Genomic DNA, 24,379 nt, shown 5'->3' with positions numbered 1-24,379 from the left:
GTTATCCTTTCAAGTTTTTTAGATTATCAATATCAATCGAGCCGATATTTCGGTAGATTGCCACCAAAATAGCCAAACCAATTGCCACTTCTGCTGCTGCTACTGCCATGGTAAAAAATACGAATACCTGCCCCGTAGCGTCTTGGTGATAGTTTGAAAAAGCTACTAAAAGTAAATTTGCTGCATTGAGCATAATCTCGATAGACATAAACATTACAATAGCGTTGCGTCTATACAAAATACCAAAAATCCCAATGCAGAATAGCAATACCGATAAAATGATGTATCGCTCTATGCCCAAAATGTGTAAAATTTGTTCCATTATGCAGCGGTATTATTTTTTTTAGAAATGAGTACCGCACCAATCATTGCCATCAACAACAATACAGCTGTGGTTTCAAATGGTACTACAAACTCGTTCAACAATACTTTCCCCAATACTTTGATTGATTGAAAATCTTCTGCCACCACAGAAGCGGTCTCTACCGCAGGAACTGATTTTGCCAAAATAGACACCAATGCAAGACCTACCAACCCAAAACACGCCGTAGCAATGAGTTTTGTGGTCAATGGTTTTGACAATTCTTTGCTCATATTCAGATTCATCAACATAATGGTAAAGAGCATCAAAATCATGATTGCCCCCGAATACACAATAATGTGTACCATTGCTAAAAATTGTGAATTGAACAAAGCGTAATGCCCTGCAATACTAAAAAAACTAACTACCAACCATATCGCACTATGGATAGGGTTTTTGGAAAGTATCGTCATCAACGCACTCCCCAAAGTGATAGTAGAAAGCAAGTAAAAGAGTGTTTCTATCATATAGTTATTGTTTAGTTTTTTTTAAACTCTTTGAACCAATAATTTATGTTAAGATGAATTTCACAACAAAACACACCTTTCCATAAAAAGTGCAAAAATACAATTATTATTTAGTTATACTACAATTAATCGTAATTCAGAAAGATTTTAAAAGCCCCCTAACCTCCGAAGTGAGAAATTAGTTCTGAGAATTTAGAAACGAGTAGTAAGAAATTATCAAATTTCCAAATTATCACATTCCTGTTCCGCCTAATGCGGAATTCAAATCAACCTCCCTAAAATCACAGCTATTTTTGGTTGTTTTTTATCATATACAAATCGTAATTTATTGAAAAATCGACCGTATATTTCAAAATATTTCTGTTGATGTTTTTCAAAAATATAAGCTCTTGTTGATTGCACCACCTCTTGTTGAGCCATTAAATCAGTAATCATCGACTGCTCTTTTTGTCTGTAATAAAAACACACTTGGGGTATTCTATACACCTTACTATCTTTTGTGAGAATATGTAACCAAAATTCCCAATCTTCATATCCGTGTTTCATTGCAGTATCATATCCACCTACTTTTTCCCAATCTTGTTTTTTGAAAAAAGCGGAACAAAAAATATGATTATTATAAAGTTGTCCTTTAAAGGAATATTCAGGCAAATGCCATTTTTCGTTTTTAGCACCAAAAAAAGCAGCTTGACAATAGATAACCGTATAGCCTTTATCAAATTCTTTTGCAGCCAGTTCTAAATAGCGATTGCTTATTTTATCATCACAATCCAATGGGAGAATCCATTCGCCTTTTGCTTCTTGAATCCCTGTGTTTCGAGCAGAGGAAAGTCCGCCGTTTTCTTTTAAAACATACTGAAAACGAGCGTCTTCTTCGCACCATTTTTTTGCAACTTCTTCGGTGTTGTCTGGGCTTCCGTCATTGACAATGATACATTCCCAATTTTGGTAGGTTTGTTCTAAAACAGATTGCAAACATTCGTCTAAATATTGTGCTTGATTAAAGCAAGGTACAATGATGGATATCATAATTTATCATTTTAATGTATAAAAAAACCTCCATTACTGAAGGTTTTCAAATATAACTTACCCCAAATTCTGGGTATTTTTTATCGCTTGTTCCAATGGCATAACCAATTGTTCTTTCCCGAAAATAAAACTTTCTCTTGATGTATTTGCGTTTACGATTCTCTTTGATTTTGTCAAATAAATGGCTTGTTTTGGACATGCCTCTTCGCACAATCCGCAATAGATACAACGCAACATATTGATTTCGTAAATCTCGGCGTATTTTTCTTCTCGATACAAATGTTTTTCTTCTGGTTTGCGTTCTGCGGCTTTCATCGTGATGGCTTCTGCTGGACATGATACCGCACACAATCCACAAGCTGTACAACGCTCTCTTCCTTCTTCATCACGCATCAACATGTGACGACCACGATATACGGAACTAAATGGACGTGTTTCTTCTGGATAATGTATCGTTACTTTCTTTTTGAACAAGTGTTTCAATGTAGTGGACATTCCTTGTGCAATGGCTGGTAAATACAGCTTTTCTGCCAAGGTCATTTCCTTGTTTGACACTTGTTTTTTTCTTCCTGAAAATGATATATTTTGTGCTGACATAGTTTTCATTATTTAGTTAGCAATAATACTACTGCGGTTACTACCAAATTGATCAACGCCAATGGAATCAATACTTTCCATCCTAAATTCATCAACTGATCGTAACGGAAACGCGGTATTGTCCATCTTACCCACATATACAAAAATATGAAGAAACAGATTTTTGCAAACAATGCCAATATTCCGATGATGTTGGCTACATTGGCTCCCCAGTTTTCGGCAGCCCAATCCATTCCTGGATAATTATACGCTCCCAAATACAAGATAGACAACAAAGCCGATGAGATAAACATTGCAGCATATTCTGCAAATAGGAAGAATCCCATACGCATAGACGAATATTCTGTGTGATATCCTCCAATCAACTCTTGCTCACATTCTGCCAAATCGAACGGTGTACGATTGGTTTCGGCAAACGAACAAATCAAAAAGATTAAAAACCCTAAAGGTTGATAGAAAATATTCCATTGCATACCGTGTTGTCCTTCGGCAATGGCACTCAAACTCATAGAACTGTGCATCATCAAAATAGCCACGATAGACAATCCCATTGCGATTTCGTACGAAATCATCTGAGAGGCTACACGCAATGCCGAAATCAATGAATATTTGTTGTTTGATGCCCAACCTCCAATCATTATTCCGTAAACACTCACAGACAATACAGCAAATACATACAACATTGCCACATTGATGTCTGTAGCTTGTAGCATTACGGTTCTACCTGCAATTTCCAACGATTTTCCCCAAGGAATTACGGCAGAAGTCATCAATGCCATCGTCATTGAGATAAAAGGTCCTAAGACAAACAAGAATGTGTTAGGTGTATTAGGGATAAATTCTTCTTTGGCAAATAGTTTCAATCCGTCTGCCAATGGTTGAAGCATTCCCCCGGACCTGCACGGTTGGGACCTCTACGGTCTTGAATCCACGCAGCGATTTTTCTTTCTGCCAAAGTACTGTACATAGCAAAAAGCATGGTAATGGCAAACACTACCAATATGACAATTCCTTTTTCAATAATAATAGCCTGCTCCATAATGCTTATTCTTTATTGTTTTTGTAAGGTACGGCTTTCATACTGATTTTTTTGCGATCTTGTTCGCGTCCTAATAGTATTTGTTTTTCCGTATTGATTTCTACTTTTTTCATATCTCTCGTGTAATTATTTTGGTTGATTACCGAGAATTTTTCAAATTTACGAGGTCCTTCGATTACCCAATCGTTTACATCTTTATGGTCGAAACGACATTCGTTGCAGATAAAATCTTCTACTTCGTGAAATTCGTCTTTTCTTGCGGTTACTCGTTGAACTTCGTTTCCAAACATCCACAAAGTAGTTTTTCCGCAACATTTATCACACTCTCTATGAGCATTGAAAGGCTTGTTGAACCAAACACGAGATTTGAAACGGAAAGTTTTGTCTGTCAATGCCCCTACAGGACACACATCAATCATATTTCCAGACATTTCGTGGTCGATGGCCGCCGATACATAAGTAGAAATTTGGGCGTGGTCTCCACGGTTTAGCACCCCGTGGTTTCTCTCTCCGCAAATTTGCTCGGCAGTATGCACACAACGATAACACAAGATACAACGGTTCATGTGCAATTGGATTTTATCGCCGATATTTTCTGGTTCGAAAGTTCGCTTTTCTTCTGTAAAGCGTGTTTTTCCCACACCATGCTTAAACGAAAGATTTTGCAAATCACATTCTCCTGCTTGATCGCACACCGGACAATCTAATGGATGGTTGATCAACAAAAATTCTGTAACTGCCTTTCTCGCTTCCATGGCTCTGTCGGAAGTTTTTACCTTCACTTCCATACCGTCCATCACCCCCGTTTTGCACGAAGGCATCATTTTTGGCATTGGACGAGGATCTGCCTCGCTACCTTTTGATATTTCTACCAAACACGCACGGCAATTTCCTCCTGTACCTTGCAATTTTGAATAATAGCACATAGCAGGTGGTACTACATCTCCGCCTATCATTCTTGCGGCTTGTAATACTGTTGTACCTGGTTCTACTTCTATTTCTATTCCGTCTATTGTTACTTTCATTTTTTTTATTTTTACAACTATTCTACACGAATTTGAACACTTTTTACTTTAAAACCAGTTTCAATCAAATAAAAATTACAATTATCCTCACTATTGAAAACCAAATGTTCTCTATTATGAATTCTATAAGTCCCCTGTTTCAACAATACTATTTTTAGTTCAAATTCATATGTTTTTGTAATTTCATTATATGGAATTTTGAATAAGTTTTTTTTATTTCCTTGTTTTCCTTTTACAAATATTATTTCGTTGTTATAGAACAAATCACCTATGAATATTTTAAATTTTCCAAATTTATTTTCGTTTGTGTTCTCATACAAATCAATTTCTTTATCATCAAAAAACGAATTTATAACAGGAACATCTATCTTATATGTAATTGTATCTCCTACTGAGTAATCTACAACATCTCCATCTAAATAGTTCTCAGGAAAAGGTGTAATAGAAATTAAATCATATATATTCATGTCCTCTTCCTCCAAAACATTCTTTTTCTGGATTACAACTTAAAAATGTAATAATTCCAAACAACCCAAAAAGTAATTTATTAAATTTAATATCCATAACTATCAAATAATGTTGTTATTTCAGGTTCTTTTAAAGGATATTCACTAATCAAAGCATTTTTTAACTCTATCGGAGCTTCAACAGTTCGATCTAATCTATTAAATATTGGAGAAACGTCGTTTATATTACTTAACCCTAAATTATATGGGTCATCTATATAATTAATCATTGTTGCGCCATCATCATTATATCTCCCTGATATTTCTAATCTAATATCATTATAGTTATCTAATAAATCCCACATAATACCATGCATAAACCAGTGTTTATTATCAAGATTACCAGCAGACATTGGTCTATCATAAACATTAAAATTTTCGATAAACCCTATAATTTCATCTTTCGATTCATACATTTTTCCCCTTCTGTTATTTTCATCATCTAATATATAAGCCAAATAAGCTTTATTATAAATTGAGGAAGTTATTTTTATTTCACAGAAAGTTGCCCATCCCTCAACTAAAGCAATTCTTTTAGCTGCAGTATAACTTGGTTTACTACCATCGCTATACGAGTCGCCTATAAGAATATTATTACTAATTTCACTTGCAAACAATTGAGCCCAAAAATAGGAACCTGCTTTAGATGCATATAAATAGTGAGCTGATTCATGAAATACCAACTGATATATTCTGACAGTATTTGATGTTTTATCACTACTTGAGATATTCTTTTCATTCAACCCTCCAAAAATAAGGTCTGGTCTTAAATGTGGAATAACTAAATTTATTGAAACTCCTGTTATCATATTCATCGTTGTACTCCAAAAGTTTGCCTGACCAATATTTGCAAATGTTGAATTGTTTTAGGCTGTAATTTTATATAATAATGGGTAGCGATGACTTTTTTATTTGTAAAAGGTGATTCTGGAATAATAGAATTATAGTAATCAAATGCCTGCGGCATATTTATTACCTCATATGGATTATCCATTTTTTTCCTAATACTATTTTTGAATGTTCATCAGGTTTATCCCCTAAATTCGATAATTTTGAATATGTATTTTCATCCATATTCATAACATCTTTTAATTCGTTTTCATTTGTACATCCAAATAATAATACGATTATCAATGCTATAAATTTAATATTATTAAAATTACCCTTTCACCAAATGTTTCACCTTTTCAAATGGTTCGTGTGTAAAATGGTCTCTGTTTTTGATTTTTTCTGGGAATTTCACATGGTATTCAAACTCTTCTCTAAAGTGTCTGATTGCAGCTGCCACTGGCCACGATGCGGCATCTCCCAACGGACAAATGGTATTTCCTTCGATTTTGCTTTGAATATCCCACAACAAATCGATATCGTCTATTGTACCTTGTCCGTTTTCTATTCTCCAAAGGATTTTTTCCAACCAACCTGTACCTTCTCTACATGGCGAACATTGTCCGCAACTTTCGTGGTGGTAAAATCTTGAGAAATTCCAAGTATTTCGCACGATACAAGCAGTGTCGTTATATACGATAAACCCTCCAGACCCCAACATTGACCCCGTTTGGAATCCTCCGTCTGAAAGCGATTCATAAGTCATCAAACGGTCTTCGCCATTGGCTGTTTTGTAAATCAAAGGCTGTGGTAAAATTGGCACAGACGATCCTCCAGGAATCAAGGCTTTCAATGGTCGGTCGTCGATCATTCCTCCCAAATATTCATCAGAATTCATAAATTCTTCTACGCTCAATCCCAATTCGATTTCATATACTCCAGGATTTTTGATGTGTCCTGATGCCGAAATCAATTTTGTTCCTGTAGAACGACCTACTCCTATTTTTGCGTATTCTTCCCCAGAGTTTAATACAATCCAAGGTACTGAAGAAATAGATTCTACATTATTTACCACAGTAGGATTTTGCCACAAACCTTTTACCGCTGGAAACGGTGGTTTGATACGAGGATTTCCTCTTTTTCCTTCCAATGATTCGATAAGGGCAGTTTCTTCTCCACAGATATAAGCACCTCCACCACAGTGAACATACAAATCGAAGTCAAATCCAGACCCTAAGATATTTTTTCCTAACCACCCTGCAGCGTAGGCTTCTTTTATTGCTCTTTCCAAAGTCTTGAACACCCACATATATTCTCCACGAATATAGATGTACGACAAGTTTGCCCCTAATGCATACGAAGACACAATCATTCCCTCAATCAACAAGTGAGGAATGTATTCCATAAGGAAGCGGTCTTTGAAAGTTCCCGGTTCAGATTCATCGGCATTACACACCAAATGGCGTGGATTTCCAGACTTTTTATCTATAAAACTCCATTTCAATCCTACAGGGAAACCTGCACCTCCACGACCACGCAATCCAGAAGTTTTCACCTCTTCTGTGATTTCGTCTGGAGTCATTTGTTTCAAGGCTTTTTCAACAGAAGCATATCCACCGTTTTGGCGATATACTTCATAGGTTTTGATACCCGGAATATTTATTTTTTCTAATAATATCTTTCTTCCCATGGTATTATTTATCGTGTAAAATTACTTTTCCTTCTCTACAATCTGCGATGATTTGGTCAATTTTTTCCTTTGTAAGGTGTTCGTGATAAAAATCGCCCACTTGCATCATCGGTGCATATCCACAAGCTCCCAAACATTGTACACCTACTACTGAAAATAGACCGTCTTCGGTAACTTGTCCTTCTTTTACGCCCAATTTTTCGCAAGTATATTCCATCATATCCTCGGCTTTGTTTATGGCACAACAAGAAGTTACACAAAATTCAAACATATATTTCCCCATAGGTTTTTGGTTGAACATAGTATAAAATGTCACCACTTCGTAAACTTCTATCGGTTTGATGTTCAATAGTTCGGCTACTTTGTTTTGCAATTCTACGCTCAACCAGTTGTCGTGAGCATCTTGTACCTCGTGTAATACGGGCAACAAAGCAGATTTTTGTTTTCCTTCTGGATAATGACTAATCAATTCCTGAATACGCGACATCAATTCAGGTGTCATATTGATAGTTTGATGATATTTTTTCGTTGTTTCCATAGAAACTCCTTACAAATTAATTGTTTTTTCTTTTTAAAAAATTTTCGCTGATTACGCATCCAATTCTCCTGCAATCACATTCATACTCGACATAGTGATAATGGCGTCAGAAAGGCTTCTTCCTTTGATAATATCGGTAAAGGCTTGGTAATAAATGAAACACGGTCTGCGGAAATGCAAACGATAGGGCACTCTACTTCCGTTGGTAATCAAATAGAAACCTAATTCTCCGTTTCCTCCTTCTACCGAATGAAACACTTCTGTATTTGGCACTGGAATTTCTCCCATTACGATTTTGAAGTGATAAATCAAGGCTTCCATATTGTTGTACACCTCTTCTTTTGGTGGTAAATAATACTCTGGTACATCTGCGTGGTATGGACCTTCTGGCATTTTGTCGATTGCCTGTCTGATGATTTTCAAACTTTCCCATACCTCGGCATTTCTCACACAGAAACGGTCGTAACAGTCTCCGTTTTGCCCTACTGGAATGTCAAATTCAAAATCCTCGTACGAACAATACGGACTCGCCACACGCACATCGTAATCTACCCCTGCTGCACGAAGGTTAGGACCTGTAAATCCGTAACCCATTGCTTTTTCGGCATCGATAGCTCCTGCACCAATGGTACGATCCATAAAAATTCTGTTTCGTGTAAGCATATCTTCAAACTCTTTCCAAACTGCTGGAAATTCGTCTAAAAATTCATGGATTTTTTTCCACGCTGTTTCGCTCCACTCTCTTTCAAAACCTCCGATACGCCCCATATTGGTTGTAAGACGTGCACCACAGATTTCTTCGTATATTTCATAAATTTTTTCACGGTATTGCATTACATACAAGAATCCTGTAAGAGCTCCTGTATCTACCCCCATCACCGAACTACAAATAATGTGGTCTGCAATACGAGCCAATTCCATAATAATCACACGCAAGTATTGTACGCGTTTTGGAATTTCTATGCCCAAGGCTTTTTCTACCGTCATCCACCAACCTGTGTTGTTGATTGGCGACGAACAATAGTTCAAGCGGTCGGTCAATACATTGATTTGATAAAAAGGTCTGTTTTCTGCAATTTTTTCAAACGCACGGTGAATGTACCCAACAGTACCCTCACCATCGATTACCTTTTCACCATCCATTAAAAGTATATTTTGAAAGATTCCGTGAGTAGCTGGGTGAGTAGGTCCTAAGTTTAGAACCGACAATTCTACTCCGTCTTCTTCTTTACTTCTTATGATTTCTTTCTGAAATCTATCTTCTGGTTTTAATAATAATTCTGACATAGTGCGATGAATTAACAATTTGGACCTGTACGACCAAAGAAACGGTCGTCTTTATCTGTTCTACCTTGATCTTCCATAGGGAATTCTTTTCTTAATGGGAAAGATTCCATTTCATCCATATTCAAAATTCTCTTCAACTGTGGATGATTTTTGAATTTTATTCCAAAAAAATCATAGGTTTCTCTTTCCTGCCAATTGGCTCCTGGAAACAACGAAACCACACTTTCCACCTCTGGATTTGCCGCCGATACATAACATTTTACTCTCAAGCGAATGTTGTTGTACCAACTGTGCAAATGATATACTACACAAAACTGTCTTTCTTCCTCATAATCTGGATAATGTACTCCGCATACATCGGTAAGAAAGTTGAATTTCAACTCTTCGTCATTTTTCAAAAACGACAATACTTCATAAGAAAATTTGGGTGATACTTCTACCACCAACATGCCTTCCAATTCGTGAAATTCGCCTACTTGTGTAGTAAATTTTCTACTCAATATATCTTGAATTCGTTGATTATCTAATCCCATGGTTTATTTGATATTGTATGAGTCCAACAATTTTTTATATTCTTCAGAGCTGCGTCTATACACGGATTCGTTTTTCACAATTTCTTGCAATTGCAAAATACCATCGAGGATTTGCTCTGGTCTTGGCGGACATCCTGGCACATACACATCTACTGGGATTACTTTATCGATACCTTGTAATACAGAATATGTATCGAAAATCCCCCCTGTACATGCACAGGCACCTACAGAGATTACCCAACGAGGTTCTGCCATTTGCTCATATACTTGGCGTAAAATAGGTGCCATTTTTTTTGAAATTGTACCCATTACCATCAATACATCGGCCTGACGCGGCGAAAAACTCATACGCTCAGAACCAAAACGAGCAATGTCGTAAGTAGCAGCCATCGTAGCCATGTATTCGATACCACAACACGAAGTAGCAAAAGGCAATGGCCAAAGAGAATTTGCTCTTGCCAAACCAACCAAATCGCTCAATTTTGTAGCAAAAAAACCTTCACCCGCATACCCCTCTGGAGCTGCAACTTGTTTTATGTTTGTAGATTCGCTCATAGTATATTAATCAAATTCCAAACTTTTTTTCTTAAACTCGTATAACAATCCTACAATCAATAGAAAGATAAAAATTCCCATTTTCCAAAGACCGTCCCAACCCATTTCAAGGAAGTTTACTGCCCAAGGATACATGAATATTACCTCAACATCAAACAAAACAAAGAGAATTGCCACCAAAAAATAGCGAATATTGAACGGAACACGAGCGTTTCCAACCGACTCAATACCACACTCAAAGTTCACATCTTTTTTAACAGAATTTCTCTTTGGCCCAATAAACTGGAAATAAATATTGTAACAGCAACAAACACAGCCGTAAAGCCCAATTGCATGACAATAGGAATTAAATCTAATTGACTTGAATTCATCGGATTTTTATATTTTTTATTTCAAACTACAAAATTACTTTTTTATATAAGTAGAAAGCACATTTTTTCCACAAAAATCACTTTTTTTAGTAATTTGTAGTCGATTTAAATAATTTTTAAAATGTTTCATCTACGGAAAATTCTTTCCACATTTTTTCAAAATCTATAGCGCCGAAAGTAAACTCTTCCCTTTTTTCATTGAAACATAGATTTTCCATATAACGATAGTTTTCCATTGATGAAAAGGGTATCATCAACTTTTTGAAATCAATGCCATCGGATTGATAACTGAAAATATACAATCCGTCTTTTCTCCTTGCCGTCAATTTTACCAAATTATACTCATTTTCCAATATAAAAATAGCTTCGTTTGGCTTGGAAGAAAAATCTGTAATATGATATTCTTGAGGTTCCATAAATTCAAAAAGAAATTTGATATGTTTGTCTTCGTCTATCAAAATAAATATTTTTAGTACATCCGAATACTCGCAAGAATTATATATAAAATATTTGTTTTTAAATCGAAACTATTCTATAAATCCGTTTTTGTCTTTATAATCATTAATAAACTCATAATATCTATCTTCTAAAACTTTTTCCTGTGCATTTGTTTTACCTATTGTGATGGCCATTAACAAGGCAAAAATGCAAAAGAGTGTTTTTCATAAATCTTATATGCAAAAATTCCCCCTATCGTCTTTTCGGCAATAGGAGGAATCTTTTTATTTCATCAATTGTTTTAAATCTTCGAGTACTTGCACTGTTTCTTCCATATAAATATCCGAAACAAGGTTTTCGTGCCATTTGTCACGTTTTGATTTCAACACGGTGTCGTTGGCAAATTTTTCTACTTCATCTGGTAATGAGCTAAATTTCAACGAGTTTTTATAATCTTTCAATTGGTTGAATTCTTTATTTTTGTCTTCTAATTCTTTCGATTTTTTCATGAATTTGTCGTAATTCAAAGAAATTACGGTTTCATCTTTTCTCTCGTTGAGCCATTTAGCATTTTCCTCCATCAATTTGAAGTTTACATTGCCTTTGATACGGTTGCGACTACTTTCTAAAATCGGTGCAAAATTGTAGGTAAACGGCGTATAGCTCGTCTTTTCGATTTTGTCCCACGGCAAGGCATTATCCATATCTTTTTCTCCTGATTTTATGTACAAAAAGCGATCTGGGAATACGATATCACTTTCTACACCTTTCAACTGTGTAGAACCTCCGTTGATGCGATAAAATTTTTGTGTAGTAAATTTTATCGATCCAAAATCTTTGTTGTTGAATCGTACCAAATCATTGAGATTGTATAGATTTTGTACTGTTCCTTTTCCAAACGAACTCTTTGAACCTACAACAATTCCGCGGTTGTAATCCTGAATCGCCGCCGCAAAAATCTCCGATGCCGATGCCGAATGACTGTTGATCATCACCACCAACGGTCCATCCCAAAGCACACTTCTATCGCGATCTCTCAACACTTCTTTAGCTCCGTTGGGTTTAGCAACTTGCACAATAGGTCCTTGCTCTATAAACAATCCGACCATGTCCACCACAGTTTGCAATGAACCTCCGCCGTTGTTTCTCAAATCGATAATTACACCTTCTATACCTTGAGCTTTGAGTTTTTCCAACTCTTTTTTCACATCGGTAAAGGCGTTTTTGTTGTTGCGTGTTTCAAAATCTACATAAAACTTTGGCAAATAAATCATTCCGTATTTACCATTGGCAGTTTTGATTATCGTAGATTTTGCATAAGTTTCTTCAATTTCAAACTTATCACGAACAATGGTAATTACTTTTATAGAACCATCTACTTTTTTGGTAGTCAATTTTACCACTGTACCTTTTTTCCCTTTGATGAGTTTGATGACATTGTCCAATCGCTTTCCTGCAATATCCACAGGCTCTTCGTCGCCTTGTGCTACTTTAATAATGATGTCGCCGTTTTCCAATTCGCCTTGTCGCCATGCCGGTCCACCAGCGATTACTTCTGTGATTTCGATGTAGTCGTTTTTCTTACGCAATTGAGCTCCGATTCCTTCCATCGATCCCGACATGCTTTCTTCAAATTTCTTTTTATCGTCGGGTGCCAAATAATTGGTATGAGGGTCAAATTGCTCCAATACTGTATTCAGATATACAGCAAACCATTCTTTGCGAGAAAACTCTTTTACAATGTCGAAATAATCGTCCAAATTTTTCAAAGTAGATTCTCTCGCTTCTTTTTCCAATTCTTCATACGATTTAGGTTGATCTGACTTTTTTTCGACTAATTTCTCGTTTTTATTTTTAGCTTTTTTATCCTCTTTTTCGCCTTTTTCTATTTTTTGCTTGTCCTCAATACTTGCCAAAACAGAGGCTTTCAATTGTTTTTGCCAACGATTTTTCAATTCAGCATGAGTCTTTGCAAACGACAATTTATCTGAATCTGTTTCCAAAGTTTCGTCTTTTGAAAAATCAAATGGTTTTGCCAAAATCTCACGATATATTTTTTGAGTTTCGTCTAATTTCTTTTGCAATAATGTATGCGAAACATCAAAAAAGGTTGTTTCTCTTTTGATTAATTGATTATCTAAATCGTGTTTGTAAACCGCCCATTGATCAATTTCGCTTTGGAGAAAAAAGCGTTTATTTGGGTCGAGGTTTTTCAAATATTCTGTATAAACTTTCTCTGAAAAAGAGTCGTTTAAATCTGCAGGTTTGTAATGTGCATTTTGCAATACAAACAACAACATTTCTATCAAAACTGCGTCGTCATTGTCTGATTTTTTCTTGTTGTCCACAAAACTCCACAATCCCACAGCCGCTAAAACGACTACTATCAATATCTTATAATTCTTTTTCATAAACTCTACTAATGATTTCATTTACTCACTAATCTTTTCAATTACGAATATCTATATTTTTTTATTAGAAAATTCTTTTTAGATGATAATTTTTTCACAAAATGTTTTTTTTCATACTTACATTTCCTCCAAACTCCAAGCGTGGTAATGAGCTTCAAAATCCTTCAATTGTGGATTGGTTTTCAAAAATTCATAAGCCTTTTGGCGGAGAATTTCCAAATTTATTTTCTCCTTATTTCGCTTGATTTCGGCAAAATCGATGGTTTTGTTGAGTTCGTTTACCGCGATGAAATCAATTTCTGTTTCGCCTTTTCTATCCCAAAAACTTCCAATTTGAGTATATTTTTGAGTTTCAACAGCTTTTATGCGAAAATATTTTTCTAACATAAAACCACTTACCGTTTCAAAATCTCGGTGAATAATGATTTGCAACTGCTCATACGCTCCGATTTCCACTATATGAATATATCTGTAAACAAAACGAAACCAAAAAGTTAGAAAATTATCCAACAATTGATATTTCACATTTTTTGTTCGGCTTTGGGTGAAAATAGGTTGAGTTTTCTTTATCAGTTGAAAATCGTTTTCCATTTTGGTTAAATATCCGCCAATTTCTTTTCCCAATACATTTTCAATTTCAGAACGAGAAGTTTTTCCCTCAGAAATCAAAGCTAAAATGCTAAAATACGTATGATAATCCTTGCCAAATTCTTCCACCAAAAGATTTTTCCCCTCCGAAATAAAAATGGAATTTTCGTCTATCATTCCGTTAATCATTTGGTCTTTAGTTGTCCAGCCGTTGTCCATAAATAGTTGAACATATTTTGCTACGCCACCAGTAAAACCGTACAACGCCAGTAAATCATCGGCCTTGTAATTGGGGTTAAAATCCGTTAAAATTTCTTTTAAAACTCTGGTTTCAAATGGCTTTAACCTAAAAAAATGATTAGCTCTACCGAATAAAGGTTCTTTGTTGTTTTCAAAGATTTTGTGCATCAAAGAAATCACCGAACCCGAAACCACCAAATTGATTTTTGCTCGGTCTTTGTGCAAATCCCATAAGCGTTGCATATCGCTATACACGGCAGAATTGACCGTAAAAAACTCTTGAAACTCATCAATAATCAGTGTGATTTGTTGGTTGTAAGACAGTTGCAAAACGAATTCAAACAACTCTGCAAACGACTCAACCGTTCCCAAAATAGGAATATTGAGTTTTTGTAGCAATTCGGTTTGAAAATCTTTGCACAGCAACGCTTCCGATTTTTTCGCCACGAAAAAATACAAAGCCGTGTTTTTATACGCTTCTAACAACAATTGTGTTTTCCCTATACGCCTACGTCCTGTCATCACGGCAAATTGAGCCGTTTTTTCAGATGCCTTTTTTATTCGCAGTAAGCGTTCTATTTCTTTTTCTCTATTGTAAAATTTCATATTTTTGTTTTTTGTAGTTCCGAAACAGCTGTTTCGGAAACAATCGTTTCTAATCTACAAATGTATGAAATTTCATTTACTTCCTTCAAAAAACTCCGCAATTTTTCTATCATTACTCAAGCGAGGCAATTTATTTTGTCCGCCCAATTTCCCTTGAGATTTCATATATTCTTGAAAACCTCCTGTTTTTATGATAGTGATTTTCAACGGTTGTAATACTTTCCCCTCAATCAAATCTTTGTAATAAATATTTTGCCTTTGCATTTCGCTGTCCAATGTCTGTGCAAAAGCATGTAAATCAGCAGGAACTTTTTCAAATTCAATCAACCATTCGTGATAAGGCAATTCTCCCACTGTGGTTACTTGTGGTGCCACACTAAACTCTGAAATCGACACTTGATGCTTGGTACATGCTATCTGCATCGCCTCTTCTACTTCCTTGGCAATCACATGTTCGCCAAATGCCGAAATATAATGTTTAATTCGCCCCGTAACTTTGATACGATACGGTTTTAGCGAAGTAAACATCACAGTATCACCGATATTGTACGCCCACAAACCTGAGTTGGTAGAAATAATCAAAGCGTAATTTAGTCCCAATTCTACTTGGTCTATGGTGTATCGTTTGGGATAAGGCAACGATATTTCATCGACTTTTACAAACTCGTAAAAAATACCTGCGTCGAGCAAAAGCAACATACCATCGGCATCTGGGTGGTCTTGATAGGCAAAAAATCCTTCCGAAGCTGGAAACAATTCTATGCTGTCTATCTTTCGTCCCATCATTTCCTCAAATTTGCGACGATAAGGTTCGTAATTGACTCCACCATATATAAATACATCAAAATTGGGAAACAACTCCCCTATTTTCTTTCCCGTTTTTTCGATTAATTTTTCAAAATACATCTGCACCCACGACGGAATACCCGAAATTACCGACATATTTTCCTTGTGAGTTTCTTCTACAATAGCATCTACTTTGGTTTCCCAATCTTCTATACAATTGGTTTCCCACGAAGGCAAACGATTGGTTTGCAAATAGTTTGGCACATAATGAGCCGCAATTCCAGACAATCGACCTTGCTTGATTCCGTTTTTTTCTTCTAATTCTGGACTTCCCTGCAAAAAAATCATTTTCCCATCTACAATATGAGATTTTCCTGTGTGATGAATAAAAAACAAAATGGCATTTCTCGCTCCTTCTACATGATACGGCATGGATTCTTTGGTAATAGGAATATATTTTGCTCCCGAAGTAGTACCCGAAGTTTTGGCAAGATACAAGGGGGTTCCTGCGAAAGGATATTTTCTTTCCCAGCAACTACATCATCAAAATACGGTTTGAGTTGTTCGTAATCACGAATAGGCACGTTCTGCACAAAATCTTCGTACGATTTGACAAAAGCAAACTGATGATCACGACCAAATTGCGTATATTTTGCTTTATTTATCAATTGTCTGAACCATTTATCCTGAGTTTTTTTGGGTTGAACAATCCACTTTTGAGCTTGTAATACCACCCAATGAGCAACAATTTTTGATGCAAAAGATTTAAATGACATATTGTATATTTATCAAAATGAATAGCAAAAGTCGGATTATTTTTAAACATTAAAAAGTAAAAAACGGATTAATTGAGAAAAAGTTTTCACAAACTTTCAAAAAAAAATCTAATAATCAACGATTTTCTTTTATTTTATACTAACTTTGTACCAATTGAATATAAAATATTTTGAATCATGAATACACTATATGTATTTTTAGGTTTTATGGGGCCGTGGCAAATCGTTTTAATTGTAGTAGCCTTATTATTACTTTTTGGTGGTAAAAAAATCCCAGAATTGATGAGAGGTTTGGGCTCTGGAATCAAAGAATTTAAAGATGCAACCAAAGAGGAAAACGATAAAAAGACAACAGATTCTGATAAAAAAGAATAATAAAAAGCGCCAATGTCGGCGTTTTTTTATGTCCTTCCTACTTTTACAACATTAAATAATAGGTCAACCTAGGGGTTGACCTATTTCTTTTTTTTAATTTCTCACAATTTTCTTTGTAAGGGATTTATTTCCATTGCTTATTTTCAACAAATAAGTTCCTGTTGCTAAATGTGCTACAGAAAATGTTTCTTCGATTTTTCCTGTATTGTCAATAGTTTTTGAAAGTATTTCTCTTCCTGTAATATCATAAATTTGATAAACAATTTCATTTCCGTTGTCTGGAATTAATGAAAATGTAATTACATCATTTGAAGGATTTGGATACAATTGGAAATTTTCAAATTGGAAGTCCTTATTTGACAATACATTTACGACTCTTACTTTCTGAGAAATTGTATAATAGACATTTCCTATCGGTTCAATGACAATTCGAATCTCTGTATTGTGAGGAATATCTGGCACCTGCACTACAGCCGAACCGTTATTTGGTGTACTTGCAACCAACTCTGTCAATGTTTGACCATTATCAGTAGTGTATGATATTTTTACATTGGCTGTGTTGATTGGAGAAACATTGGTGTTTGCTACATTCCAAGTAATTGTTTTATTTGTACCAATCAACCATTGTTCTACAGGAGTATTGACAATCGTTGATGGATATGTAAGTACAAACGGTTGAGTTCCTACAACATTTACAGTACGCTGAGCTCTGCGAGTTTGTCCGCCACCTATTACATTATTGTCTCGAACCGTGACTCCAAAACGCATACTTCTTGGTACATTTGACAAACGCTCCCAAGTGGTTCCAGGTGCAACATCTACATTTGTCGTACCATTAATTACAGTACTCAATGCTGGAAAATAACGCATAGGATTACTTGTAGGGACTAAAGAACGAAAATTAGGCTCTGTTGTATCATTTCCCGTTGGCGTTCCATAAATACCAACTTTTGTATCCAATTGTTCCCAAGTATATGTCAATGAATTTGGATTGTTGTTATCCGATGCCGTTGCTGTCAATTTAAACGGTGTTCTTGCAGGAATAGACACTGTTGTACCAGCTGTTACAGAAGGTGTTGCGTTATTAGTTTGTAAATATGTAGCACAAGTAGTTGCTTGTACACGATCTGTCATTTCCTGTATAGACAAATAGTGGAAGTAAGCATCTGATTGGTTTTGCACATTTTGATTAGCCCCACAGATACCTGCATACCCCATAATAGTACTACCAGAGCCTGGTTCAGCAGCAGTAGAAGAGTTTGCATTCATAGAACAAGATCCTGTATTACCACTAAAAGTATGATTTGCCCCCATTTGATGTCCTATTTCATGGGCTACATAATCAATTACGAATGGATCATTTACTGGAGAATCAGAACCTGTAACTCCCATACCTTTTGCTTGAGGATTACACAATGCTACAATTTGAGCAAGTCCCCCTGCTCCTGTACTAAAAGTATGTCCAATATCATAATTAGAACTTCCTATGTTAGAATTAATTACAGAATGGCTTTGGTTCAATAATATATAAGCATCATCATTTTCAAAAGGGTCATTATTAGCATTGAAATAAATCAAATTTTGATTATTATTTACCAAAATATATCTTAACGCCATATCGCGTTCATATACTTGGTTGAGACGAGTAACTGCTGCTATAATTGCAGACATCACTACAGCTCTTTGCTGTCCTAAAGTAGCCATTGGCGTTCCCACAGGTGCATTTGTTAAATGAAATTGTGAATATTCTCCCGTTGTAGCGATTGCTAAACGGTATTGTCTAAAAATCCCATCGTGATTCAAAGCTATAGGTTCGTCTGAGTGAGCATGTGTTTCTTCCAATTCATTTTCAGTATGCAAATGACATTGAAAATGTGTATGTTCGTTGGTAATATCACTTCGCTTGTACAAAATTTGTACATTTTTGTCTTCCGTATAGGCGTCCATATAATAAGTTTCGCCTTTGCCATTATACCCCATCAAATGGATACCATGGATATACGATACCGACATTCTGATGACATTACTTGGGTCTTTTTGGTTGTAACCGATGTAACTGTAAAGTCCTGGAAATTCGGCTGCCAATTCTTCTTCCATTACAGAGGTTTTATAAAGCACATAGGGAACGATGGTTCCGTCGGCATCGGGTAAGTTGAAGGTAAACGAAGTGTTTTCAACTTGAAATTCGTCTGGTGCTTGAAGTAAATAATCGTTTACCGATTGAAATTCTGTTTTGTACAATTGATAAACGGTAGGTGTGTTAGTACGCACCATTAACCCTTGATTTTTCACAGAATCAATTTTCTTAAATTGGTAATCTTGAGCTATTGCTTTTGACCCAAAAAAGAAAGCGGATAATGATAGTGCAATCTTAATAATCGAATTCATGTATTTTTTACTTTTTTATTTTCTATTTTCAAAAGTAAATAATACTTTTACAGCTACAGCTTTTTTTAACAAAAAATTTCACAAAAAACATTTAATTCACTTGAAAAAATACAATTCATATAAAGAACTTTCGGCTCAAAAAGGTACAGTCGTTACGCTTGGTTCCTTCGACGGCGTGCATTTGGGACATCGCTCCATATTGAAAAGACTCACACAAGACACTGCCAACAACCACTTGGAAAGCGTGGTGCTCACTTTTTTTCCGCATCCGCGTATGGTTTTGAACCAAAACGAACCTATTTTTTTGCTCAATACCATCGAAGAAAAATCAAAATTGTTGGAAGAAATTGGCGTACAACATTTGGTCATTCAAGAATTTACCAAAGATTTTTCGGAATTGACAGCCGAGGAATTTGTTGAACAGGTTTTGGTAAAACATTTCAATATCAGAAAAATCATCATTGGTTACGACCACAGATTTGGAAATAATCGCAGTGCCGATATTTTTGATTTAATTCGCTTGGGAAATAAATACCGTTTTGATGTAGAGCAAATTACAGCTCAGGAAATAGACGAAGTATCTATTAGTTCTACAAAAATTAGAAAGGCGTTGTTGGAAGGAAATGTAAAAGTAGCGAATGAGTATTTAGGAAGTAATTATTCACTGACAGGTCCGGTGGTAAAAGGAAAGCAATTGGGCAGAATGATTGGATTTCCAACTGCTAATATTTCTTTGGCTGAAAACTACAAACTCATCCCCAAAAAAGGAGCTTATGTGGTAAAAACATTGATTTCTGATAAAGAAGTTTGGGGAATGATGAATATTGGCAACAACCCTACCGTTAATGATGCCCACATATTGAACATCGAAGTACATCTTTTGGATTTTTCGGAAGATATTTACGGAGAAAAAATCACAGTTGAACTGATTGATTTTCTAAGAGAGGAAGAAAAATTCAATTCTTTGGATGAGTTGATTGCTCAGTTGAATAAGGATAGAGAACAAACAAAGAATATTGTAAAAAAACGCTCATTCTAAGCAATCTAATTTTTACAACAAAACAAGGTAGTAGTTTTGTTATCTGACAATAAATGATTAAAAAATGAATTGCGACTCATATTCTTGTTTTTTTTTGTCAATGATAGTACTATTTCTAATTCAGAAAATGATACATTTTTTTATCCTTTTTTCATTATTTCATTGATTTGTTCCAATATTTGAATGTATTCTTTGCCGTTTGTAATTTTCATAAAACCCACCTTGTTAAATAGTACCATAGGAACAAAATTATAAAAAATGACATTGGCGATTAGAAAATAACACAATATTATTTTTAGAACGAAAAAAAAGACTGTGGTAAACAGCTTACACACAGTCTTTTTGTTTTTAATAATTATCTTCCCACAAAGGAATCTGTAATTCGTAGCCTGTAGAATTACCGTAATCATCTAAAATAGGCAATTTGCTTGAACGATATTTTTCCCATTCTTCAGTTGAAAAATTCCATACAGAAACTTCTACAATATTTGGAAAAGGATTACCTTCTTTGTACTGAATTTTTAGTTTTTTGTTGAACAACTCTTGTTCATTATTTTTCACAATCATTGTGAAAACTTCAGGTTCTATATCGCTAAAATATTTTCTACAGTTAGGTTCATTACAAACATATCCAACATTTCCTAATAAAGGCAATTGCATTACAGCAAAAATGTTATAAGAAGTAGAGTCTGAAGTAATTGAAAAAGGTTCTCCTATTTCAGGAACTATTTCAATTTTCAATGTTCCAGCCAAAACATTGTCTTTATAATCATCAGTTTGATAACTTATATCAACACCATCTTTGAAAACTTTTAAAGTTACAATTGACGGACTATTTGAAATTGTCATATCGTCTTTACAAGAAAAAAGTAATAACGATGCAATTATGAATAAAAATAATTTTTTCATACTATTACTATTTAATTAACATTCTTAATTAGGTGCTATACTTATCATTCTGTAAATTGAAAAATCTGTTGGATAACCTTGTGGTTTATAAGAATCGCTTCCATTTGTAAAAAACCAACCGTTCTTTTTGTTTTTTCACCTCTCCTAATTCATTAATAATCAAGCTTTTTTTATTAGCAAAATCATCAAGAGTTTCATCAGACAATAATATTGAAGAAATTTTTAATATTTCATCATTTGTATAATTAAACTCTCGTTTTTTACCTATAACTGAATTTTCAGTTGTTGTAGCTACATTGTCAAGCTGTTCACTGTCACAAGAAATAGTAACTAAAGACAAGAATAACATTCCTGCAAAAATAATTTTTTGTTTTATTTGGTTATAAAATTAATAAATTGTATGCAAATATATGTAAATATTTTGTTTGTAAAGAATATAAAACACATAATATATTTCAACTATTGGAAGAAGATCCCAAATGTAAAAAAAATATGGAAAAATGATTGGATGAGTTGTAAAAAACCGCATTGGATGAATTAGTAACAAATAGGTAATATTTCAATCTATGTAAGCTAATAAATTTCGGAAACCTAACGAAATGGTTCGACATAGACAAATAACTTTTTTCAAAATATTAAAAAAGTAATTGCAAAACACATTTAAAAATCTTATTTTTACTTTTTGGAGATTTTACAAAAAAAGTATATGTGGGATAAATTAAACAAACCTGTTGACAACGCTACATTGGTGTTGTTTCGTATCTTTTTTGGATTGGTGTTTTTATGCGAAAGTGTGGGTTCGTTTATCACGGGATGGATTACCGACAATTTTGCAAGTGTACAGACCAATTTTACTTTTATGGGGTTTGAATGGTTAGAATTTCTTGCCGATTCCAATTATGCATACATTGTCTTTGGATTGATGGCAATATGTTCTTTCAACATAATTATGGGTTATAAATACCGTATTAGTATGATATCCCTATGCATTTTGTGGGGAATGATTTATTTCGGACAGAAAACTTCATACAACAATCATTACTATCTCATGTGGTTGTTTACCTTTATTATGTGCTTTCTACCTGCCAATGCACATACTTCTATAGACGCAAAATTAAATCCAAAAATCAAAGCCTTTACTTGCCCTCAATGGATGTTGACGATTTTTATCGTAATGATGAGTTTTGTGTATGGATATGCTACAATTGCTAAATTTTATTCCGATTGGCTCGATGGAACGGTTACAAAAAATATGTTTCAATCGATAAATTTTCCAGAGTTTTCACACTTTATTTTCAAACACGAATATTTTGCCTATTTTATTGCTTATATGGGCATTTGTTTCGATGGCTTGATTATTCCTGCTTTGTTGTACAAACGCACGCGTAAATGGGCGATAATCGCTTCGTTGATTTTTCATATTTTCAATTCCATAACGCTGCAAATTGGCGTGTTTCCCTATTTCAGTTTGGCAATGAGCATTTTCTTTTTTCCACCTGAACAAATACGTTCGTTCTTTTTTAGAAAATTGAAAATCGAGGATATTTCTATCGAGCAAATCAATCATAAGGTGTATAAAAAAATGCTTTATTATGTGTTTACACCATTTATTATCCTTCAATTTTTATTGCCTTTGCGTCATTGGGCAATCAAAGGAAATGTTTTGGAAACTGAAGAAGGGCATCGCTTGGCTTGGCGTATGATGCTGAGAAGTCGCAGTGGAGAAGCTCAATTTAAAATCATTGATAAAGAAAGTGGAAACACTTCGTTTTTTGACAATGGAAAATTGCTAAATCAAAAACAAAGAAATCGCTTGAATTCACCTGATGTCATTTGGCAAATGGCTCAAAAAATCAAAGATTATTATACTAAAGAAGGTAAACAAGTAGAAATCTATTGTGTAAACAGTGGAGTTGCGGTAAATAATACTTTTTATACTCAAACTATCAATCCTAAAGTGGATTTGGCTGAGGCAAAATGGCATTGGTACAAACACGAAGACTGGATTGAAATTGTAAAACAATAAAACAAAAAAACCAACCTTGCGGTTGGTTTTTTATATTTGATTAGTTGTTTTTCAAAAGCTTCTGCTCCCCCTACAATTTCCAAAATTTCGTTGGTAATTGCAGCTTGACGGGCTTTGTTGTAAGTCAATTTTAATTGATCTCTCAAATCTTTCGCATTGTCCGTCGCTTTATGCATTGCTGTCATACGAGCTCCGTGTTCTGCAGCGTTTGAATCTAAAACTGCTTTGAACAACTGTGTTTTTAATGAAGCTGGAATCAAACTTACGATGATTTCCTCTTTTCCTGGCTCGTAGATATAATCTACAGCACCAGCGTTTTCTTTTTTCTCAATAGGTTGTAATGGCAAGAATTGCTCTTTCATTACGATTTGTGTTGCAGCGTTTTTAAATTGGTTGTACACCAACTCTACTCTATCGTATTTTCCAGCAACAAAGGTGTCCATTATCGATTGAGCTACTTTTGATACATTGTCGAATGTAAGGTCGTCAAACAATTCGCTTTTGTTGTCAAAAATACTGCAAGACTTCGATAAAATATCGTTTCCTTTTTTACCTATTGTCAATACATCTACTTGTTTTCCGGAATACTTCTCATTGATCAATTGAGTAGATGCTTTGATTACATTGGTATTGAAAGCACCACAAAGTCCACGGTTTGATGTTACCACTACTACCAATACTTTGTTTACCTCTCTTTGATCTGAATATACGCTTGTAGCATCTCCTTCTTCCAAAGTAGCACTGATGTTTTGAATCAATTCTGTCAATTTTTCTGCATACGGACGCATCGCTGTAATCGCATCTTGTGCTTTTTTCAACTTTGCCGCAGATACCATCTTCATTGCAGAAGTAATCTGCATAGTAGATGATACGGAATTGATTCTATTTCTAATTTCTTTAAGATTTGCCATTTTTGAAAGTATTTTTATAGGTTAGAAACTTTACTTTGTCTTTCAAATAAAGGGAGAATC

21 protein-coding genes and 4 pseudogenes are annotated in these 24,379 nt (G+C 34.8%); 3 read left to right on the top strand and 22 right to left on the bottom strand.

The annotated features are described in order from the left end of the window. Position 1: 1 nt before the first annotated feature. From nuoK to AB4865_RS02905, 18 genes and pseudogenes are all read right to left on the bottom strand, one after another. Positions 2-322, bottom strand: a complete 321-nt coding sequence (nuoK, locus tag AB4865_RS02990) for an NADH-quinone oxidoreductase subunit NuoK (protein WP_372474253.1) — start codon at positions 320-322, stop codon at positions 2-4. After that, complete coding sequence (locus AB4865_RS02985) at positions 322-828, bottom strand: NADH-quinone oxidoreductase subunit J (RefSeq protein WP_372474251.1); 507 nt, start codon at positions 826-828, stop codon at positions 322-324. The genes nuoK and AB4865_RS02985 overlap by 1 nt, the downstream gene beginning before the upstream one ends. 261 nt (positions 829-1,089) lie before the next feature. Next, entirely contained in the window at positions 1,090-1,857 is a 768-nt protein-coding gene (locus AB4865_RS02980; RefSeq protein ID WP_372474250.1) for a glycosyltransferase family 2 protein, read from the bottom strand. Positions 1,858-1,914: 57 nt separating this feature from the next. Continuing rightward, positions 1,915-2,454, bottom strand: coding sequence for an NADH-quinone oxidoreductase subunit I (locus AB4865_RS02975; protein ID WP_372474248.1), 540 nt, complete (start codon positions 2,452-2,454; stop codon positions 1,915-1,917). A gap of 8 nt (positions 2,455-2,462) precedes the next feature. Continuing rightward, positions 2,463-3,493, bottom strand: a pseudogene (gene nuoH / locus AB4865_RS02970) (NADH-quinone oxidoreductase subunit NuoH). 5 nt (positions 3,494-3,498) lie between these two features. Further along, complete coding sequence (locus AB4865_RS02965) at positions 3,499-4,518, bottom strand: 2Fe-2S iron-sulfur cluster-binding protein (protein ID WP_372474247.1); 1,020 nt, start codon at positions 4,516-4,518, stop codon at positions 3,499-3,501. Positions 4,519-4,535: 17 nt separating this feature from the next. After that, complete coding sequence (locus AB4865_RS02960; protein WP_372474246.1) at positions 4,536-5,000, bottom strand: hypothetical protein; 465 nt, start codon at positions 4,998-5,000, stop codon at positions 4,536-4,538. A gap of 71 nt (positions 5,001-5,071) precedes the next feature. Further along, positions 5,072-5,833 (bottom strand): hypothetical protein, encoded by a 762-nt coding sequence (locus AB4865_RS02955; RefSeq protein ID WP_372474245.1) that lies wholly within the window; start codon positions 5,831-5,833, stop codon positions 5,072-5,074. Between the two features lie 350 nt (positions 5,834-6,183). After that, positions 6,184-7,542, bottom strand: coding sequence for an NADH-quinone oxidoreductase subunit NuoF (gene nuoF, locus AB4865_RS02950; protein WP_372474243.1), 1,359 nt, complete (start codon positions 7,540-7,542; stop codon positions 6,184-6,186). Positions 7,543-7,546: 4 nt separating this feature from the next. Beyond that, positions 7,547-8,080, bottom strand: coding sequence for an NADH-quinone oxidoreductase subunit NuoE (nuoE, locus tag AB4865_RS02945; RefSeq protein WP_372474242.1), 534 nt, complete (start codon positions 8,078-8,080; stop codon positions 7,547-7,549). Between the two features lie 51 nt (positions 8,081-8,131). Then, positions 8,132-9,367, bottom strand: a complete 1,236-nt coding sequence (locus AB4865_RS02940; protein ID WP_372474240.1) for an NADH-quinone oxidoreductase subunit D — start codon at positions 9,365-9,367, stop codon at positions 8,132-8,134. An 11-nt stretch (positions 9,368-9,378) separates the two neighbouring features. After that, the gene (locus tag AB4865_RS02935; protein ID WP_372474239.1) at positions 9,379-9,900 is read right to left on the bottom strand and encodes an NADH-quinone oxidoreductase subunit C; all 522 of its coding nucleotides are present in this window, start codon (positions 9,898-9,900) and stop codon (positions 9,379-9,381) included. A gap of 3 nt (positions 9,901-9,903) precedes the next feature. Further along, positions 9,904-10,455 (bottom strand): NADH-quinone oxidoreductase subunit B, encoded by a 552-nt coding sequence (locus AB4865_RS02930; RefSeq protein ID WP_372474238.1) that lies wholly within the window; start codon positions 10,453-10,455, stop codon positions 9,904-9,906. 6 nt (positions 10,456-10,461) lie between these two features. Next, positions 10,462-10,826: pseudogene (locus AB4865_RS02925) on the bottom strand (NADH-quinone oxidoreductase subunit A). A 116-nt stretch (positions 10,827-10,942) separates the two neighbouring features. After that, on the bottom strand, positions 10,943-11,284 hold the full coding sequence (locus AB4865_RS02920) for a hypothetical protein (RefSeq protein WP_372474237.1): 342 nt from the start codon (positions 11,282-11,284) through the stop codon (positions 10,943-10,945). A 264-nt stretch (positions 11,285-11,548) separates the two neighbouring features. Continuing rightward, entirely contained in the window at positions 11,549-13,696 is a 2,148-nt protein-coding gene (locus AB4865_RS02915; RefSeq protein ID WP_372474236.1) for a carboxy terminal-processing peptidase, read from the bottom strand. 96 nt (positions 13,697-13,792) lie between these two features. Next, positions 13,793-15,109 (bottom strand): ATP-binding protein, encoded by a 1,317-nt coding sequence (locus AB4865_RS02910; RefSeq protein WP_372474235.1) that lies wholly within the window; start codon positions 15,107-15,109, stop codon positions 13,793-13,795. Positions 15,110-15,181: 72 nt separating this feature from the next. Further along, positions 15,182-16,671, bottom strand: a pseudogene (locus AB4865_RS02905) (GH3 auxin-responsive promoter family protein). Between the two features lie 177 nt (positions 16,672-16,848). On the opposite strand from AB4865_RS02905, the gene AB4865_RS02900 reads away from it, so the two are divergent. Then, positions 16,849-17,046: a twin-arginine translocase TatA/TatE family subunit gene (locus AB4865_RS02900; RefSeq protein ID WP_372474234.1), complete on the top strand. Its 198-nt coding sequence runs from the start codon at positions 16,849-16,851 to the stop codon at positions 17,044-17,046. A gap of 93 nt (positions 17,047-17,139) precedes the next feature. Here the strand turns inward: AB4865_RS02900 and AB4865_RS02895 are convergent, their stop codons facing one another. Continuing rightward, the gene (locus AB4865_RS02895; RefSeq protein WP_372474233.1) at positions 17,140-19,434 is read right to left on the bottom strand and encodes a reprolysin-like metallopeptidase; all 2,295 of its coding nucleotides are present in this window, start codon (positions 19,432-19,434) and stop codon (positions 17,140-17,142) included. 100 nt (positions 19,435-19,534) lie between these two features. Between AB4865_RS02895 and AB4865_RS02890 the strand changes: the two genes are divergently transcribed. Next, complete coding sequence (locus tag AB4865_RS02890; protein ID WP_372474232.1) at positions 19,535-20,473, top strand: bifunctional riboflavin kinase/FAD synthetase; 939 nt, start codon at positions 19,535-19,537, stop codon at positions 20,471-20,473. Positions 20,474-20,821: 348 nt separating this feature from the next. Here the strand turns inward: AB4865_RS02890 and AB4865_RS02885 are convergent, their stop codons facing one another. Together AB4865_RS02885 and AB4865_RS02880 are read right to left on the bottom strand one after the other, a co-directional pair. After that, complete coding sequence (locus AB4865_RS02885; protein WP_372474231.1) at positions 20,822-21,382, bottom strand: hypothetical protein; 561 nt, start codon at positions 21,380-21,382, stop codon at positions 20,822-20,824. Between the two features lie 85 nt (positions 21,383-21,467). Next, positions 21,468-21,731 (bottom strand): hypothetical protein, encoded by a 264-nt coding sequence (locus AB4865_RS02880; protein ID WP_372474230.1) that lies wholly within the window; start codon positions 21,729-21,731, stop codon positions 21,468-21,470. A gap of 357 nt (positions 21,732-22,088) precedes the next feature. On the opposite strand from AB4865_RS02880, the gene AB4865_RS02875 reads away from it, so the two are divergent. Continuing rightward, complete coding sequence (locus tag AB4865_RS02875; RefSeq protein ID WP_372474229.1) at positions 22,089-23,408, top strand: HTTM domain-containing protein; 1,320 nt, start codon at positions 22,089-22,091, stop codon at positions 23,406-23,408. Between the two features lie 56 nt (positions 23,409-23,464). Here the strand turns inward: AB4865_RS02875 and atpG are convergent. Continuing rightward, positions 23,465-24,319, bottom strand: a pseudogene (gene atpG, locus AB4865_RS02870) (ATP synthase F1 subunit gamma); the annotation flags it as partial. Between the last annotated feature and the right edge of the window lie 60 nt (positions 24,320-24,379).

Source organism: Capnocytophaga sp. ARDL2 (genome assembly GCF_041530365.1).
In the GTDB taxonomy this organism is placed as follows: Bacteria; Bacteroidota; Bacteroidia; order Flavobacteriales; family Flavobacteriaceae; genus Flavobacterium.
Note: the sequence above shows the minus strand (reverse complement) of the source record. Positions and strands in the feature narration are given on the sequence as shown.

Coding starts and splice junctions, on each gene's coding strand:
- nuoF (WP_372474243.1), bottom strand. CDS start 7,542: ATGGGAAGAAAGATATTATTAGAAAAAATAAATATTCCGGGTATCAAA.
- nuoK (WP_372474253.1), bottom strand. CDS start 322: ATGGAACAAATTTTACACATTTTGGGCATAGAGCGATACATCATTTTA.
- AB4865_RS02985 (WP_372474251.1), bottom strand. CDS start 828: ATGATAGAAACACTCTTTTACTTGCTTTCTACTATCACTTTGGGGAGT.
- AB4865_RS02875 (WP_372474229.1), top strand. CDS start 22,089: ATGTGGGATAAATTAAACAAACCTGTTGACAACGCTACATTGGTGTTG.
- AB4865_RS02880 (WP_372474230.1), bottom strand. CDS start 21,731: ATGTTATTCTTGTCTTTAGTTACTATTTCTTGTGACAGTGAACAGCTT.
- nuoE (WP_372474242.1), bottom strand. CDS start 8,080: ATGGAAACAACGAAAAAATATCATCAAACTATCAATATGACACCTGAA.
- AB4865_RS02975 (WP_372474248.1), bottom strand. CDS start 2,454: ATGTCAGCACAAAATATATCATTTTCAGGAAGAAAAAAACAAGTGTCA.
- AB4865_RS02955 (WP_372474245.1), bottom strand. CDS start 5,833: ATGATAACAGGAGTTTCAATAAATTTAGTTATTCCACATTTAAGACCA.
- AB4865_RS02935 (WP_372474239.1), bottom strand. CDS start 9,900: ATGGGATTAGATAATCAACGAATTCAAGATATATTGAGTAGAAAATTT.
- AB4865_RS02915 (WP_372474236.1), bottom strand. CDS start 13,696: ATGAAATCATTAGTAGAGTTTATGAAAAAGAATTATAAGATATTGATA.
- AB4865_RS02940 (WP_372474240.1), bottom strand. CDS start 9,367: ATGTCAGAATTATTATTAAAACCAGAAGATAGATTTCAGAAAGAAATC.
- AB4865_RS02900 (WP_372474234.1), top strand. CDS start 16,849: ATGAATACACTATATGTATTTTTAGGTTTTATGGGGCCGTGGCAAATC.
- AB4865_RS02910 (WP_372474235.1), bottom strand. CDS start 15,109: ATGAAATTTTACAATAGAGAAAAAGAAATAGAACGCTTACTGCGAATA.
- AB4865_RS02980 (WP_372474250.1), bottom strand. CDS start 1,857: ATGATATCCATCATTGTACCTTGCTTTAATCAAGCACAATATTTAGAC.
- AB4865_RS02885 (WP_372474231.1), bottom strand. CDS start 21,382: ATGAAAAAATTATTTTTATTCATAATTGCATCGTTATTACTTTTTTCT.
- AB4865_RS02965 (WP_372474247.1), bottom strand. CDS start 4,518: ATGAAAGTAACAATAGACGGAATAGAAATAGAAGTAGAACCAGGTACA.
- AB4865_RS02895 (WP_372474233.1), bottom strand. CDS start 19,434: ATGAATTCGATTATTAAGATTGCACTATCATTATCCGCTTTCTTTTTT.
- AB4865_RS02930 (WP_372474238.1), bottom strand. CDS start 10,455: ATGAGCGAATCTACAAACATAAAACAAGTTGCAGCTCCAGAGGGGTAT.